The organism is Caballeronia sp. AZ1_KS37 (assembly GCF_023631165.1).
GTDB lineage: Bacteria > Pseudomonadota > Gammaproteobacteria > Burkholderiales > Burkholderiaceae > Caballeronia > Caballeronia zhejiangensis.
On the sequence record NZ_JALQDP010000004.1, the window covers coordinates 104071 to 120686 of the forward strand.

Sequence of the window (16616 nt, forward strand, 5' to 3'; positions counted from 1 at the left end):
AAACGTCAGGCGGCGAGCGACGCGAACGCGCCGCGCGCCGCGTCGATCGTCGCGTCGATGATCGCGTCGTCGTGCGCGCTCGACACGAAGCCCGCTTCGAACGCGGACGGCGCGAAGTACACACCGGCATCGAGCATCGCGTGAAAGAACGCATTGAAGCGCCTCGTGTCGCCTTGCTGGATTTGCGCGAAGCTGCCCGGCACGCTGTCCATGAAATACAGGCCGAACATGCCGCCGATCGAATCGGCGGAGAAGGGCACCTTCGCGTCGCGGGCGGCGCCGGTGAGGCCGTCGACGAGCTTGCGCGTCTGCTTGGCGAGATCGTCGTAGAAACCGGGACGCTGGATCAGTTGCAACGTCTTCAGGCCCGCGGCCACCGCGATCGGATTGCCCGACAGCGTGCCCGCCTGATAGACGCCGCCGAGCGGCGCGAGATGAGCCATGATGTCGCGGCGTCCACCGAACGCGGCCGCCGGCATGCCGCCGCCGATGACCTTGCCGAGACAGGTGAGATCGGGCTTGATGCCGTAGACCTGCTGCGCGCCGCCGAGCGCCACGCGAAAGCCGCACATGACTTCGTCGAAGATCAGCACGGAGCCGTATTCGTTGCAGCGTTCGCGCAGCGCGCTGAGAAACTCGGGCGTCGCGCGCACGAGATTCATGTTGCCCGCGACCGGCTCGACGATCACCGACGCGATTTCCGGCCCGAACGCCTTGAACGCCTCGTTCAATTGCTCGACGTTGTTGTACTCGAGCACGGTCGTGTGCTTCGCGATGTCGGCGGGCACGCCGGCGGAAGTGGGATTCCCGAACGTGAGCAGACCGGAGCCGGCTTTGACGAGCAGGCTGTCCGCGTGCCCGTGATAGCAACCTTCGAACTTGACGATGCGGCTGCGGTTCGTGAAGCCGCGCGCGAGGCGCAATGCGCTCATCGTCGCTTCGGTGCCGGATGACACCATCCGCACCTGTTCGATCGACGGCACGAGCTTGCAGATTTCCTCGGCGATTTCGATTTCGGCTTCGGTCGGCGCGCCGAACGAGAAGCCGTTCGCGAGCACGCGTTGTACGGCGCCGAGCACTTCCGGATGGACATGGCCGAGAATCATCGGGCCCCACGAGCCGATGTAGTCGATATAGCGCTTGCCATCCGCATCCCAGAAATACGCGCCTTCTGCGCGCTCGATGAAGCGCGGCGTGCCGCCGACCGAGCGGAACGCCCGCACCGGCGAGTTCACGCCGCCGGGAATGGTTCGCTGCGCGCGTTCGAAGAGAGCTTGATTCTTGGACATGGATGGAAGCCTGCACTGAAAAGTGGATGCGGGAGTCGCGAGGACATGCGCCCGGCTGCCGCTGCAACGTCTGCGCGGCGCGCGAAACGCGCCGTCCGGCGCGAAGAACGATGCTGAAATTGTACCGGAGTCGTTGCAATGCAACCGTGTCCGGCTAGGGTCGCATCGAGCGCCGTCCGGTGCGTGCGGCCCACAGTTTTTCCAGCGCGCCCTCGGCGATCGGCTTGATGAGCGTGCCGGACATCTGCGCGTCCCACGTCTGCACGGAGAACGGATGCGCGCGCAATTCGTCGCGCGTGACGACGACCTGCTCGCGCGCATCGACGAGCCAGTCATAAACGAAGTCGATGCACAGCCGATAGCCGCGCTTGGCTCCGGCATCCGGCACTTCGTACGGCGCGCGCGTCACCCAGCCCGACGCGAACACGCCCCTGGGTTCCTGCGACACGCGATGCACGAAGACCCGATCGCCCGGCAAGAGTCCGCGCGCGGTGCCGCAGCCCCATACGTCGGCGACGGCATCGCCTGCGGCGACGCGCCGCGCGAACTCGGGCAAGTCGGGCCACGGCCATTTCTTTGGGCTCCAGATCAGCAGAAAGGCGGTCATGGGTTCGGTCGGACGAGAAGAGAGCGATGAGCTTAACGCAGCGTCGCGACCGGGGCCGGATCGCGGCAAGGGCTCGCGTACAATGTTTGCTCCTTGCGCGGTAAGGATGCCGCGCGGCCTCAACGCTTCCCCGTCTCCCGAACTCCATGTCCGACACCACCCGGCGCCGGCCCGATGGCCGTTTGATCCTTCTGCTCGGCGCGCTCGCCGCGTGCGGCCCGCTGTCGATCGACATGTATCTGCCGAGCCTGCCGTCGCTCGCCGCCGCGTTCGGCACGAGCCCGGCCGCCGCGCAAAGCACGCTGACGAGCTTCATGTTCGGCTTCTCGTTCGGCATGCTGCTCTACGGTCCGATGTCCGACGCCTATGGCCGCCGCCCCGTCCTGCTCGGCGGCATCGCGCTGTACGCGCTCGCGAGCATCGGCTGCGCGGCGGCGTTTTCCATCGACGCGCTCGTCTTCGTGCGCTTCCTGCAGGCGCTCGGCGCGGGCGCGGCGTCGGTGCTCGCGCGCGCGATCGCCCGCGACGCCCACGCGCCGACCGACGCGGCACGCGTCCTGTCGATGCTGTCCATCGTCACGTCGATCGGACCGTTGCTTGCGCCGCTGATCGGCGGGCAATTGCTGCTGCTGGGCAGCTGGCGCGTCGTGTTCGTCGCGCTGACGCTCTTCGGCGTGACATGCGCGGTGACGGCGTATCTGCGCGTGCCGGAGACATGGCCTAAGGAAAGGCGCGCGAGCGCGGCGGTCGGCAAATCGTTCGCCGCTTACGGGCATCTGCTGACCGATCCCGTCACCCGGGGCCACATGATGTGCGGCGGCATGGCTTTCGCGTCGATGTTCGCCTACATCACCGCCACGCCGTTCGTCTATATCGATTACTTCCACGTCAGGCCGCAGTATTACGGGCTGCTGTTCGGCCTGAACATCGTCGGCATCATCGCGGGGAATGTGCTCAACACGAAGTTCGTCGGCCGCGTCGGCGCGATGAAGATGATTTCGGCTGCATCGTTCGTGAGCGTCGCGGCGGCGCTCGCGGTCGCGTTCGTGGCGCTGACGGGCTTGGGCGGCCTGTGGTCGATCGTCGTGACGCTGTTCTTCGTGGTCGGCGTGGTCGGACTGCTGTCGGCCAATTGCACGACCGAGCTGATGCATCGGTATCCGCACAACGCGGGCGCGGCCGCCGCGGTTTTCGGCGCGATGCAGCTCGCGCTCGGCGCGCTCGCGAGTCTCGCCGTCGGCTTGTTTCACGATGTTTCGCCGCATGGCATGGGCATCGTGATAGGCGTGTGCGGCGTGCTGACATTCGCCGGGCGCACGCTGGTGCTGCGGTCGCACGCGGCGCCCGTGAAGGTCTGAACGGCGCGCAGAAACAAAAAAGCCTCGCTATGTGGCGAGGCTCAACATTTGATGCTCGTTTTTGCGGTCTCGAATCAGATGTGCCTGGGTCAAAGGTGCTTCCTGGGTCGATCGCAGTTGTTTGTCGATTCGGTAACTTACTGGGTCAAAGTTGTTTACCGGCTCGCTTCGGTCGCAGGGGCAATAGGCATGTTCTCCAGATGAGCGATCAGTGGTGCCTGGGTCAAAGGTGCTTCCTGATCGGGTTCGTGTCGATTCGGTTATTCCTCGTTGCCGTTTCAGCCTTGTCGACGAAGCTGGACTGCATCAAGGAATGAGACGAGTGTAGGCCGTCGTCGAACGACGACATATCGAAGGAATTCGAATCGGTGGGCAAGGCCGCGTGACGGCCGAAACGCGCTGTTGCGCGCCGTGAAACCGATGTTCGCCTAAACCGCGCGCGTGATCGTCGGCATGGGCGGCGCGAGACGAATGCCGCGCGCCGCGAGCGCGGACAGCGTGGCCTCGTTGACATCGGAGATCACGCAGAGCGCGACGATCTCATGCAGGTTCGACGTGACGAAGGCGCGTTCGCCGGCGGCGGCGAACGCATCGGGGTCGAGCGTGAAGCGTGTCGGCGGGATCGGTATCGGCATGACTCGGGAAGCGCATTCGAAGGGTCCAGATCCTGCAGAATGCGTTCGCGCTTCTCGATAGGCATCGACTGAAACGTCCCCGCGTGCTGCTATTCGAGCGGGCCGATCGTCGCCGCGAGAAACGTGAAGGCCGCGGCTTCCGCCTGCGCGACCGCTCCGGGTTCGACGCCCGCGCCGTGCCCGCCGTCGCCGGTCTCCTGATACCAGACGTCGGCGTGGCCTTGCGCCTGCATCTTCGCGGCCATCTTGCGCGCGTGGCCGGGATGCACGCGGTCGTCGCTCGTCGATGACGTGAACAGCGCCGGCGGATACGTCACGTCGGCCTTCACGTTCTGATACGGCGAATACGCCATCAGATGATGAAGATCGCCGGCGTCGTCGGGATCGCCGTATTCGTCGATCCACGATGCGCCTTGCAACAGCAAGTGGAAGCGCGCCATATCGAGCAGCGGCACTTCGGACAGCACGGCGCCGAAAAGCTCGGGCCGTTGGACCATGCACGCGCCGGTGAGCAGGCCGCCGTTGCTGCCGCCCCGAATGGCGAGGTTCTTCGGCGTCGTGACGCCGCCATCGACGAGCGCTTGCGCCACCGCGGTGAAATCATCGAACGAAATTTGACGGTTCTCGCGCAATGCCGCCTGATGCCACGCCGGGCCGAACTCGCCGCCGCCACGGATATTCGCGACCGCGTACAGCCCGCCGCGTTCGAGCCACGCGATGCCCGTGGTTGCGTCGTAGCCGGGGTCGAGCGCGACTTCGAAGCCGCCGTAGCCGTAGAGCAGGCAAGGGCGCGGTTCGGCGGTGGTCTCGATGTCTCTTCCGATCAGCCAGTAAGGAATGCGCTCGCCGTCCGGCGCGATCGCGTGGCGGCGCACGGCGGCGAGACCGGTTGCGTCGAATTGCGCGGGAAGGCGCGCGAGCAGTCGCCAGGGCGCGTCGCTGGCGAGATCGGCGTGATAGAGCGACGGCGGCAACAGAAAATGCTCGACGTGGATGAGCACGGTGTCGTCGCGTTCGCTGTCGATCGAATCGACCCATGACTGGCTCGCTTCCGGCAGCGCGAATTCGTGCGCCTGCCATGCGTCATCGGGATTCGCGTCCGGGCGCAGCAGCGTGACGCGCGGCGTGCCGTCATCCATCTGCGAAACGATGAGGAACTGCTTCGTGAAGTCGATGCCCGCGAGGACGAGGCGTTCCGACGGCGTGAAAAGCGCCGTGAACCGGCGCGAGCCGGCGAGAAACGCGTCGCGGCGGATGACGGTCAGCGTGCCGGGCGCGTAGCGGCGCCCGCCCGCGTTCCAGAACTTGCGCGGCGTGACGAAGAGCCAGCCGTTCCAGTGCTCGATTTCCGCGTGCGACGGCAGATCGTACTGGCGCCATTCGTTGGCGGTTTCGTCGAGCCAGTAGTTGAGCGTGTCGTAGAACGTGACCGCGCGCGACGCGAGATGCAGCTTCTCGATCGGATCGTAGTCCACGCCCGCCGACACGTCGCGCCGATTGCCTTCGAACACGACGGGCGCATCCGCGAGCGGCGTGCCGCGCTTCCAGCGACGCGCCTGCCGTGGAAATCCGGATGTCGTCAGCGCGGGGCTCGGGTTCGTCTTGCTGTCGTCCCAGCCGACGTACACGGTGTCGCGATCGATCCACGAGATGTCGTGCTTGCCGACATCGGGCAATGCGAAGCCATCCGCGACGAACGTTTTCGACGCGATCTCGAACTCGCGCACCATGCACGCGTCCGAGCCGCCCGGCGACAGGCTCACGAGCGCGCGATCGTAGTCGGGATAGAGCATGTCGAAGTCGGCGAGGGCCCAGCGTGTGTCGCCCACCGCGTCGGTGTTCAGGTCGAGCGCGTCGACGTCGAGGATCGTTTCCCATGCGGGCTTGCCTTCGAGCCACGCAGACCACGGCGTGCGGCGTACGATGCCGAGCGGATGCGCGTCGTCCTGCCATGTGTTGTAGCCCCAGTCGCCGTAACGCGAACAGGCGACGATGCGGTCTTTCGACGTGTACGCCTTTTCGAGCCGGCCGGCGAGGGCGCGCGCGTCGGGCGTGTTGCCGAACGCGGCTTCGGTGCGGCGGTTCTGGGCGTCGATCCACGACTGCACGCGGGCGTCGTCGAGCGCTTCGAGGCCGATGAAGGGATCGGGGCCGTCGGAGGGCGGCCAGGCGAGTTCGGGATTCTGATCGAGGATGGTCATGCGGAATCGGAGCTTCGAAAGGCAAAACGCCGATTGTGCCTGTTATGGCGGCGCAATGAAAAAGCCGCGCATCAGCGCGGCTTTCAACTTCAACGACCAGGCAGACTCAAGCCAGCCGCTCTTCCGTCTGCGGATCGAACAGCACGGCCTTCGACACATCGAACAGCAGGGTCATGTTCGTCATCGGCTGCGGATTGCTCGCAGGGTGCACGCGCGACACGACGCGCTTGCCGTTCACCTGCGCGAACACGAGCGTGTCCGGGCCGGTCGGCTCGATCACGTCGACGCGCACGTCGACCGGCTGCAGGCTCGCATCCGACACATCGTGCGCGCTGCGCGAATCGGTGATGCGCTCCGGGCGCAGGCCCAGAATCACATCCTGCCCGACCTTGCTGCGCAAACGACCCGCATCGAACGGCAGATTCAGCACCTTCTGCGTGACGCCCGTATCGAGTTGCAAACCGACGCCCGAACCCGACTCGACGAGCTTGCCCGTGATGAAGTTCATCGGCGGCGCGCCGATAAAGCCCGCGACGAACAGATTCGACGGCGAATCGTAAATCTCCTGCGGCGCGCCGAACTGCTGCACGATGCCGTCCTTCATCACCGCGATGCGATCGCCGAGCGTCATCGCTTCGATCTGATCGTGCGTCACGTAGACGATCGTCGTGCCGAGGCGCTGATGCAAGAGCTTGATCTCCGAACGCATCTCGATGCGCAGCTTCGCGTCGAGGTTCGAAAGCGGCTCGTCGAACAGGAACATCACCGGATCGCGTGCGAGCGCGCGGCCCATCGCGACGCGCTGACGCTGCCCGCCCGACAGTTGCCCCGGCTTGCGATCGAGCAGATGACCGATCTGCAGCGTCTCCGACACGCGATCGACGATCTTCTTCTGCTCGTCCTTCGGCACCTTGCGAATGTTGAGACCGAACGAGATGTTGTCGCGCACGCTCATCGAAGGGTAGAGCGCGTAGGACTGGAACACCATCGCGATATCGCGGTCCTTCGGCGAGAGGTCGTTGACCGTCTTGCCGTCGATCATGATGTCGCCACGGGTCACGGTCTCCAGACCCGCGATCATGTTCAGCAGGGTCGACTTGCCGCAGCCCGAGCCGCCGACGAGGATCAGGAACTGACCGTCCTCGATATCGATATTGACGCCCTTGAGAACCGGCACCCCGTTCGGGTAGGTCTTGTACACGTCACGGATGGAAAGGCTTGCCATGTGAATCCTCTATCTCTCGATACTGCTCGTTTAACCCTTCACCGCGCCGGCCGTCAGCCCGCGCACGAAATAACGTCCCGCGATCATGTAGACGAGGATCGTCGGCAATGCGGCGATGATCGCGCCGGCCATGTCGACGTTGTATTCCTTCACGCCCGTCGATGTGTTCACGAGGTTGTTCAGCGCCACCGTGATCGGCATGGAATCCACGCCCGAAAACACGATACCGAACAGGAAATCGTTCCAGATCTGCGTGAATTGCCAGATCAGGCACACCATGAAGATCGGCAGCGACACCGGCAGCAGAATCTTCGTGAAAATGGTGAAGAAACCCGCGCCGTCGATGCGCGCCGCCTTCACGAGCTCGGCCGGAATGCTCACGTAGAAGTTGCGGAAGAACATCGTCGTGAACGCGATACCGTAGATCACATGCACGAGCACGAGGCCGGTCGTCGTGTTCGAAAGGCCGAGAAAGCCCTGCAGACGCGCCATGGGAAGAAGGATCGCCTGGAAGGGGATGAAGCAGCCGACGAGCAGCATCGTGAAGATGGCGTCCGCGCCGCGGAAGCGCCAGTGCGTGAGCACGTAGCCGTTGAACGCGCCGATGAACGACGAGATCAGCACGGCGGGGATCACCATGCGGACCGAGTTCATGAAGAACGGCTCCATGCCGTCGCAGCGCACGCCGGTACACGCTTCCTGCCACGCTTTGACCCACGGCGCGAACGTGAAGTGCGTCGGCGGCGTGAGCAGATTGCCCGTGCGAAGCTGGTCGAGATCCTTGAACGACGTCGACAGCATCACGTAGATCGGGAACAGGAAGTAGAGCGCGAAAAGTATGAGCACCGCGTAGATGACGGCGCGGCTCAGGGTCATCTTAGGCTGCATTGCGGGTGCTCCTCGATTCGAGATACATGAGCGGCACGAGCACGGCGACGACGGTGGCGAGCATCATCATCGACGATGCGGCGCCCACGCCCAGTTGCCCGCGATTGAACGAGAACGTGTACATGAAGATTGCCGGCAGCGACGACGACGTGCCCGGACCGCCCGCCGTCAACGCGACGACGAGGTCGAAGGTCTTGATCGTGATGTGGCAGAGGATCAGCAGCACGGAGAAGAACACCGGGCGCATGCTCGGAATCACGATCTTGCGGTAGATGGTCGGCAGCGTCGCGCCATCGACTTGCGCGGCCTTGAAAATTTCGCCGTCGACGCCGCGCAGACCGGCGAGGAAGAGCGCCATCACGAAGCCCGTCGATTGCCACACCGCGGCGATCACGACGCAGAAAATCGCCTTGTCCGGGTCGCCGAGCCAGTTGAACGAGAAACTCGTCCAGCCCCAGTCATGAAACACTTTCTCCAGACCGAGGCCGGGGTTCAGAATCCACTGCCACGCGGTGCCGGTCACGATGAACGAAAGCGCCATCGGATAGAGGAAGACCGCGCGCAATGCACCTTCGTTGCGGATCTTCTGGTCGAGAAGGATCGCAAGGAAAAGGCCGAGGAACACGCAAATCCCGATGAACGGAATGCCGAACCAGCCGAGGTTGGCGGCGGAAGTCCACCAGACGTCGTTGGCGAAAAGCTGTTTGTAGCGGTCGAAGCCCGCGAAATCGTAGCGCGGCATGAGCCGCGATTCGGAAAGCGACAGATACCCGGTAATGGCGATGAAGCCGTACACGAAAACGAGCGCGATCACGACGCTGGGAGCGAGCACCAGCTTCGGAATCATGCGATCGGCGAGCGCCGCCGTCGGTGACGCGCGACGGGGCGGGTTTTGCGGTTTCTTGTCCGCGGCGATGGAGGCAGTCACGACTCGACTCCTGGAAGATGCGCCGGCGCTTTTCGTGCGTTTAGGTGCACTGACTGGCGCTTCTGTGGCGAATGCCTGCTGGCGCTGAAATGTTGCGACGTTACAGATGCAGTCCTGCTCTGTCTTGCCCCGCCCGGCGCATGCCTTTCGCACACGCGCCGGGCGGATGCGGCCTTACTTCGTCTTGGCGGCGTTCGCGAGTGCGGCAACCGCGCTCTTCGAATCCTGCGACGAATTCATGAACTTCGTCACGACGTCGGTCATCGCGCCGGCGACGGCATCGCCCTGAGCCATGCCGTGCGCGAGCGACGGAACATAGCCGCCCGATTTGATCGCCGTCTGTTCATCAGCGTAGGACTTCTTCGCGCAGTCGTCGAACTTATCCATCGGGACGCCGAGACGCACCGGGATCGACCCCTTGTTCAGACTGAACTGCTCCTGGAATTCCGGCGTCATGATGGTCTTCGCGAGCGCGAGCTGGCCCGGCGTCGCAGCCTTCTGGCCCTTCTGCTGGAAGAACACGAACGAGTCGACGTTGAACGTGTAGGCCTTCTCCGTGCCCGGCACCGGCGCGCACACGTAGTCCGTGCCCGCCTTCTTGCCGGCGCCGGCGAATTCGCCCTTCGCCCAGTCGCCCATGAACTGCATACCGGCCTTGCCGTTGATGACCATCGCGGTCGCGAGGTTCCAGTCGCGGCCCGTGCGGCCGCTATCGAAGTAGCCCTGGATCTTGCGGACCGTATCGAACACCTGAACCATCTTGTCCGAGGTCAAGGTCTTCTGATCGAGATCGACGATCGCCTTCTTGTAGAAGTCCGCGCCCTGCGACAGCACGACGTCTTCCCACAGCGTCAGGTCCTGCCACGGCTGGCCGCCCATCGCGATCGGCATGATGCCCGCGGCCTTCATCTTGTCGGCGACCTGGAAGAACTCGTTCCAGTTGGTCGGGACCTTGCCGCCCGCCTTGTCGAGCGCGGCCTTGTTGATGTACAGCCAGTTCACGCGATGCACCGAGAAGGGCGCGGCGACGTAGTGGCCGTCGGCGTGGATGATCTTGTCGATTTCCGGCGGCAGGTTCTTTTTCCAGTCGCCCGCGACGGAATCGATCGGCACGAGGACGCCTTGCTCGGCCCATTCCTGGATCAGCGGGCCCTTGATCTGCGCCGCCGACGGCGCGTTGCCCGAGATGACCTGCGTCTTCAGCGCGGTCATCGCGGCCGCGCCCGCACCGCCCGCGACAGCGAAGTCCTTCCAGGTGTAACCCTGCTTCGTCATGTCGTCCTTGAGCACGCCGACAGCCTTGGATTCGCCGCCGGACGTCCACCAGTGCAACACGGAAACGGCCTCGGCAGCCTGAACCGCCGACGCCGTCGCGCCGCACAGAAGACCTGCGGCGCACAGCGCGCCCATGAGCTTACGGACTTTCATTGTTTATCTCCTCCAGACACCTGACAAGAAACGATTGGCTCCCGATGCAGCCAGAAGCATGGCTAAGAAGCGGTGGTCGAAAAAACGGCAAAACTGGATGGCCGGGAATCGGCGGTGTCGGCGGGGATGCGGCAGGCGCGAGTCACGACGGACGCGACGTGCCGGGCCGGCAGACCGATAGTCGGCCGCACGGCGCTCAAGAGATGAGTGGGTTGAATCGCAACGGCTGTCTCCTCTTTTGATTTTTACCCGTTCGTTCGAGCGTTGCCCCGAAAGACGCACTCGACGGCGAGGCGCGAGGCCTGAACGATCGTGAGCCGCAAGGGGCGCTTTCCGTGGAAAGCGGCGCGCCGCGCGCTCCGTTAACATGCGCTCAGAACGATCATCTGTAAAAAAGCTCGTCACCAGACTTGTCTGATTGACTTTGGCAATTTTCTGTAGATGACATTTCCTCTTGATTTGGATTGTAGTTAAACTACAATTCAGTGTCAAAAAAAATTTTATCGGACTACGCTGTCATCCGTAGTCACCCGGGCGACTCGCCCCGATTCGACTCACATCCGCTCTCGAACCCACGTAGAGACTCATGCAAAGCGACTCGAACTTCACCTTCGTACTCTTCGGCGGCACCGGCGACCTCTCCATGCGCAAGATTCTTCCCGCGCTCTTCGAGGCGCATCGCGCGGGCATGCTCAATCCGGCGGGCAGAATCGTCTCGGTCGCGCGCGAGGCCAAGCAGCAAGAGGAATACCGCGCGTGGGTCGAGGATCACGTGAAGCCGCATGTAGCGAAGAACGGCATCGATGAAGCCGCGTGGCAGAGCTTCATCGAGCGCTTCGAGTACGTCGGGCTGGACCTGGGACGTCCGGAGGACTTCGTCGTCTTGCGCGACGCGCTCGCCCGGTTCGACGGCACGCGCGTCTTCTATCTGGCGACGGGGCCGTCGCTGTTCGTGCCGATCTGCCGGGCGCTGGCCGATGTCGGCCTGAACCAGAACGCGCGCATCGTGCTCGAAAAGCCGCTCGGCTACGACCTGAAGTCGTCGAACGCGATCAACGACGCCGTCGGCGAAATCTTCCAGGAAGAGCAGATCTATCGGATCGATCACTATCTCGGCAAGGAGCCGGTGCAGAACCTGCTCGCGCTGCGCTTCGGCAACGCGCTTTTCGAGCCGCTGTGGCGGCGGGAATGGGTCGAGAGCATCCAGATCACGATCGCCGAGGAACTGGGCGTGGAAGCGCGCGGCGACTTCTACGACAATACGGGCGCGCTGCGCGACATGGTGCAGAACCACTTGCTCCAGTTGCTTTCCATCGTGACGATGGAGCCGCCGCACTCGATGGACTCCGACTCCGTGCGCGACGAGAAACTGCGCGTGCTGCGCGCGCTCAAGCCCATCGACGAGCGCGACATCAGCCGCGTCGCGGTGCGCGGGCAATATCATGCGGGTGTGATCCGCGGTACGGCGGTGCCCGCGTACGTGACCGAGCCGGGCGTGCGCCCCGACAGCACGACGGAAACTTTCGTCGCGCTGAAGGTGGAGATCGAGAATTGGCGTTGGGCGGGCGTGCCGTTTTTCCTGCGCACCGGCAAGCGGCTCGCGGATCGCGTCGCGGAGATCGTCGTGAATTTCCGCGCGGTGCCGCATTCGGCGCTCGGCGCGAACGCATTGCGCGCGGGCGCGAACCGTCTCGTGATCCGGTTGCAGCCGAACGAGTCGATTCGTCTCTACTGCCTGGCGAAGCAGCCGGGCGAGGGCATGAACCTCGCGAGCGTGCATCTTGATCTCGCGTTCGATCAGTTCTTCAAGGAAGGACAGATGGAGGCGTATCAGCGGCTTCTGCTCGATGTGATTCACGGCCGCCTCGCGCTTTTCGTGCGGCGCGACGAGCAGGAAGCGGCGTGGCGCTGGGTCGAGCCGATCCTGAACGCGTGGGCATCGGCGACCAGCAAGCCGAAGCCGTATGCGGCGGGCACGTGGGGACCGGCGGCATCGAGCGCGATGCTCGCGCAGGCGGGCACGTGCTGGCTGGAAGAAGAGAATTGAGGGAGTGACGCCGACGCAGCCCGCAAGAGGCGCGCGGCGCGCACGAAGATTCAGGACACCGCTTCGCCCGTCATTGCGACGGCGCGAACAGAAAGCGGATCGATAAACCAGAACAAGCAGGAGGAGCAGTGATCGAGCTTCATACTTTCGACGATCCGCGCGCCCATTCGAACGCGCTGGCGAAAGCCGTGAGCGACGCGCTGAAAGCGTCCCTCGCGGCAAGAGGCGCGGCATCGGCCGATGCCGCCGGACAAACCGCTCACGCCACGCTGGCGGTCTCGGGCGGCACGAGTCCGAAACCGTTCTTGCAGTCGCTCTCGCGCGAGCCGCTCGACTGGGCGCACATCGACGTGACGCTCGTCGACGACCGCTGGGTGCCCGAAACCGATTCCGCGAGCAACGCGCAGCTCGTGCGCGACACGCTGCTGCAGAACGCGGCGGGGTCGGCGTATTTCCTGCCGCTCGTCGATACGGCCAAGCCGCTCGAGGCGCACATCGCCGAACTGAACGCCGATCCGCGCCGCCGTCTGCCGGACGTGGCCGTGCTCGGCATGGGCGAGGACGGCCACACGGCCTCGATTTTCGCCGACGCGCCCGAATGGGATTTCGCGATCTCCACGCCGGACCGGTTCATCGCCGTGCATCCGGGCGCGGCGCCGCATGCGCGCGTGAGCCTGTCGATGTCGGCGCTCAAGCAGATCGGGCAGTTGTATCTGTTCATCGCCGGGCAGAAGAAACTCGACGTCCTGAACGCGGCGCTCGCCGCGCCGCAAAAAAACGCCATCTCGACGCTGGCCCACGCTGAAGGAGTGAAGCTCGATGTCTACTGGTGTGCATAAGACAGCGGCTCAGCACGCCGACGGACCGCGGCTTCTGGCCGACATCGGCGGCACGAACGCGCGCTTCGCGCTGGAGACCGCAACCGGCGAGATCGGGCAGATCCGCGTGTATCCGGGGGCCGATTACCCCGGCATCGCGGAGGTGATGCAGCAGTATCTGAAGGACACGAAGGTCGGCCGCGTCAATCATGCGGCGATCGCGATCGCGAATCCGGTCGACGGCGATCACGTGAAGATGACCAATCACGACTGGAGCTTCTCGATCGAGGCGACGCGCCGCGCGCTCGGCTTCGACACGCTGCTCGTCGTGAACGACTTCACCGCGCTCGCGATGGCGCTGCCCGGCCTGACCGACGCCCAGCGCGAACAGGTCGGCGGCGGCTCGCGGCGGCAGAACAGCGTGATCGGTCTGCTCGGCCCCGGCACGGGTTTGGGCGTCTCCGGGCTGATTCCGGCGGACGATCGCTGGATCGCGCTCGGCAGCGAAGGCGGCCACGCGACGTTTTCGCCGTTCGACGAGAACGAAGACCTCGTCACCCGCTATGCGCGCCGCAAGTTTCCGCACGTCTCGTTCGAGCGCGTGTGCGCGGGGCAGGGGCTGGAGCTGATCTACCGGGCGTTCGCGGAGCGCGACAACGTCACGGTCGCCGACACCTTCACCGCCGCCGATGTCACGACGCGCGCGCTGCAAGGCGAGCCGCTCGCGCTCGAAACGGTGAACTGTTTCTGCGCGATCCTCGGCACGTTCGCGGGCAATATCGCCGTGACGCTGGGCGCGCTGGGCGGCATTTACATCGGCGGCGGCATCGTGCTGAAGCTCGGCGAGCTGTTCCACAAGTCGCCGTTTCGCGAGCGCTTCGAGTCGAAAGGGCGCTTCCAGCAGTATCTGTCGGGCATTCCGACGTACATCATCACGGCGGAATATCCGGCGTTTCTCGGCGTGTCGGCGATTTTGTCGGAACAGTTGTCGAATCGCGCGAACAGCGGTTCGTCGGCCGTGTTCGAACGCATCCGCCAGATGCGTGACGCGCTGACGCCCGCCGAGCGGCGCGTCGCCGATCTCGCGCTGAATCATCCGCGCTCGATCATCAACGATCCGATCATCGACATCGCGCGCAAGGCCGACGTCAGCCAGCCGACGGTAATCCGCTTTTGCCGCTCGCTCGGCTGCCAGGGCTTGTCCGACTTCAAGCTGAAGCTCGCGACCGGCTTGACCGGCACCATTCCGGTGAGCCACAGCCAGGTGCATCTCGGCGATACGGCCACGGACTTCGGCGCGAAGGTGCTCGACAACACCGTGTCGGCGATCCTGCAGTTGCGCGAGCATCTGAACTTCGAGAACGTCGAGCGCGCGATCGATATCCTCAACGGCGCGCGGCGCATCGAGTTCTACGGGCTCGGGAATTCGAATATCGTCGCGCAGGACGCGCACTACAAGTTCTTCCGCTTCGGCATTCCGACGATCGCGTACGGCGACCTGTACATGCAGGCGGCGTCCGCGGCGCTGCTCGGCAAGGGCGATGTGATCGTGGCGGTGTCGAAGTCGGGGCGCGCGCCGGAACTGCTGCGCGTGCTCGAAGTGGCGATGCAGCAAGGCGCGACGGTCATCGCTATTACGTCGAGCAACACGCCGCTCGCCAAGCGCGCGACGGTCGCGCTGGAGACGGATCACATCGAGATCCGCGAGTCGCAGCTTTCGATGATCTCGCGCATTCTGCACCTCGTCATCATCGACATTCTCGCGGTCGGCGTCGCGATTCGCCGTGCCGCGCCGAAGCCCGGCGCGAAGATCAGCGAGACGGTCGCGAAGGCGCGTCAGTCGAGCGACGATGACGCCGCCGCCGTGCTCGACTGGCTGAGCCACGGCGCATCGGGAATGGCGCGGGACTGAAGCGCTTTCGAAGCGCGATGAACGAAGGGCCGCCGATGCGAATCGGCGGCCCTTTGTCTTGCGGATCGAACCGGCGCGTCAGAACGAGTGCTGGATGCCCGCGTACACGCCCGACTGGCTGTGTCCGACGAGCGGGTTGTCCGTCGCCGCCGACGTGCCGTAGTTGTTGGCGTTCAGGCCGTAGTTCGCGGTGCTGCTGTTGCGCACCGTGGCGATCTGAATGTCGAACAGCGTGCGCTTCGAGATGTTGTACGAACCGCCGACCGAATAGATGGTCGCGTTGCCCGCGCCGTTGTTGCCGTTCACGTGATACACCGCGCCGATCAGCGCCGCTGCCGGCGTGGCTTGCCACGTCACGCCGCCCCATTCGTGATCGAGCGTGCTCGGCTGGCCGGGCAGCAGGTTCGTCATGCCGGACGTGCGGATCGCCTGATAGCCGCCCTGCAGCTTGAACTGGCCGAGGAACACGTTGAACATCGCCGTGTATTCGCGCGAGTAGGCGTAGGCACCGTTGCCCGTGCTGTAGTCACCGCCGAGCGTGCCGTTCGCCGGGTTGCGGATCTCGTCGTAGATGCCGCGCACCTGAAACAGCGGCGATGTGTAGGTGATCTGCGCACCGGCCTGACGGCCCTGCGGCGTGGTGCCGTTGCCGTTCCAGTTGGTCGCGTTGGACAGCGCGTACTGGCCGTAGAAATCGAAGCCCGCGAACTTCGGCGACTGATACGAAATGTTGTTGCTCGACTGCGGCCAGTTGCGGCCACGCACCAGCGATGCCGACGACCAGTTCGACTGACCGAACGGATCGAAGTCCCATATGCCGTTCGAGATGAAGAGCTCACGGCCGAGCAGAACCGTACCGAACTGATCGTTGGAGATACCGACCGTCGCCCAGCGATTGAAGAGGTTGCCTTGCGCCTGGCCGTTCATCGCGTTGAAGCCGTTTTCCAGCCGGAAAACGGCGCGGTTGCCGCCGCCCAGGTCCTCGGCGCCCTTGATGCCCCACAGGCTCGTGCCCCAATCGCCGCTTTCGGCGCGAAAACGATGCGTGCTGCCGCCGGCGCCGTCAGGCACGCCGCTCATGTATTCGAGTCCCGCGTCGATGCGGCCGTACAGCGTCACGCTGCTCTGTGCATGTGCCGCTGCGCTGAACGCCATGAGTGCTGCCGACGCGAGCAATACCTTCTTCATCATCCCCTCCAAAACGCTGTCAAAGAAAACATGTGCATGACGAAGCATCGCGATCACGCCGCGATCCGCGTCATTTCTCGAATTCGGAGGGA

13 protein-coding genes are annotated in these 16616 nt (G+C 64.4%); 4 read left to right on the forward strand and 9 right to left on the reverse strand.

Annotated elements, in window-relative coordinates; genetic code table 11:
• Positions 1 to 5: 5 nt before the first annotated feature.
• Both hemL and NCS00_RS04300 read right to left on the reverse strand, forming a co-directional pair.
• Positions 6 to 1289, reverse strand: a complete 1284-nt coding sequence (hemL, locus tag NCS00_RS04295; protein ID WP_250439365.1) for a glutamate-1-semialdehyde 2,1-aminomutase — start codon at positions 1287 to 1289, stop codon at positions 6 to 8.
• A gap of 154 nt (positions 1290 to 1443) precedes the next feature.
• A complete protein-coding gene (locus NCS00_RS04300) occupies positions 1444 to 1896 on the reverse strand; it encodes a hypothetical protein (RefSeq protein WP_008350847.1) in 453 nt (150 codons plus the stop codon).
• A 146-nt stretch (positions 1897 to 2042) separates the two neighbouring features.
• On the opposite strand from NCS00_RS04300, the gene NCS00_RS04305 reads away from it, so the two are divergent.
• Positions 2043 to 3254: a Bcr/CflA family multidrug efflux MFS transporter gene (locus NCS00_RS04305; protein ID WP_250439373.1), complete on the forward strand. Its 1212-nt coding sequence runs from the start codon at positions 2043 to 2045 to the stop codon at positions 3252 to 3254.
• A gap of 428 nt (positions 3255 to 3682) precedes the next feature.
• Here the strand turns inward: NCS00_RS04305 and NCS00_RS04310 are convergent, their stop codons facing one another.
• The 6 genes from NCS00_RS04310 to NCS00_RS04335 all read right to left on the reverse strand — a co-directional run bounded on the left by NCS00_RS04310 (position 3683) and on the right by NCS00_RS04335 (position 10559).
• Positions 3683 to 3889, reverse strand: a complete 207-nt coding sequence (locus tag NCS00_RS04310) for a hypothetical protein (RefSeq protein WP_250439375.1) — start codon at positions 3887 to 3889, stop codon at positions 3683 to 3685.
• A gap of 89 nt (positions 3890 to 3978) precedes the next feature.
• A complete protein-coding gene (locus tag NCS00_RS04315) occupies positions 3979 to 6090 on the reverse strand; it encodes a prolyl oligopeptidase family serine peptidase (protein WP_250439390.1) in 2112 nt (703 codons plus the stop codon).
• Positions 6091 to 6196: 106 nt separating this feature from the next.
• The gene (locus NCS00_RS04320; RefSeq protein ID WP_008350840.1) at positions 6197 to 7315 is read right to left on the reverse strand and encodes an ABC transporter ATP-binding protein; all 1119 of its coding nucleotides are present in this window, start codon (positions 7313 to 7315) and stop codon (positions 6197 to 6199) included.
• A 30-nt stretch (positions 7316 to 7345) separates the two neighbouring features.
• Entirely contained in the window at positions 7346 to 8203 is an 858-nt protein-coding gene (locus tag NCS00_RS04325; RefSeq protein WP_008350838.1) for a carbohydrate ABC transporter permease, read from the reverse strand.
• Positions 8193 to 9050: a carbohydrate ABC transporter permease gene (locus NCS00_RS04330; RefSeq protein WP_235366287.1), complete on the reverse strand. Its 858-nt coding sequence runs from the start codon at positions 9048 to 9050 to the stop codon at positions 8193 to 8195. The genes NCS00_RS04325 and NCS00_RS04330 overlap by 11 nt, the downstream gene beginning before the upstream one ends.
• A gap of 255 nt (positions 9051 to 9305) precedes the next feature.
• Positions 9306 to 10559 carry an ABC transporter substrate-binding protein gene (locus NCS00_RS04335; RefSeq protein ID WP_008350833.1) on the reverse strand — a complete coding sequence of 418 codons (1254 nt, stop codon included), beginning with the start codon at positions 10557 to 10559 and terminating at the stop codon, positions 9306 to 9308.
• A gap of 586 nt (positions 10560 to 11145) precedes the next feature.
• Here NCS00_RS04335 and zwf point away from each other — a divergent pair.
• The 3 genes from zwf to NCS00_RS04350 all read left to right on the forward strand — a co-directional run bounded on the left by zwf (position 11146) and on the right by NCS00_RS04350 (position 15336).
• The gene (gene zwf / locus NCS00_RS04340) at positions 11146 to 12606 is read left to right on the forward strand and encodes a glucose-6-phosphate dehydrogenase (protein ID WP_008350831.1); all 1461 of its coding nucleotides are present in this window, start codon (positions 11146 to 11148) and stop codon (positions 12604 to 12606) included.
• Between the two features lie 128 nt (positions 12607 to 12734).
• Entirely contained in the window at positions 12735 to 13445 is a 711-nt protein-coding gene (gene pgl, locus NCS00_RS04345; protein ID WP_034471312.1) for a 6-phosphogluconolactonase, read from the forward strand.
• Entirely contained in the window at positions 13426 to 15336 is a 1911-nt protein-coding gene (locus NCS00_RS04350) for a bifunctional transcriptional regulator/glucokinase (protein ID WP_033536676.1), read from the forward strand. The genes pgl and NCS00_RS04350 overlap by 20 nt, the downstream gene beginning before the upstream one ends.
• Before the next feature lie 78 nt (positions 15337 to 15414).
• Here NCS00_RS04350 and NCS00_RS04355 read toward each other — a convergent pair whose 3' ends face one another.
• Entirely contained in the window at positions 15415 to 16524 is a 1110-nt protein-coding gene (locus NCS00_RS04355) for a porin (RefSeq protein WP_250439396.1), read from the reverse strand.
• Positions 16525 to 16616 lie beyond the last annotated feature (92 nt).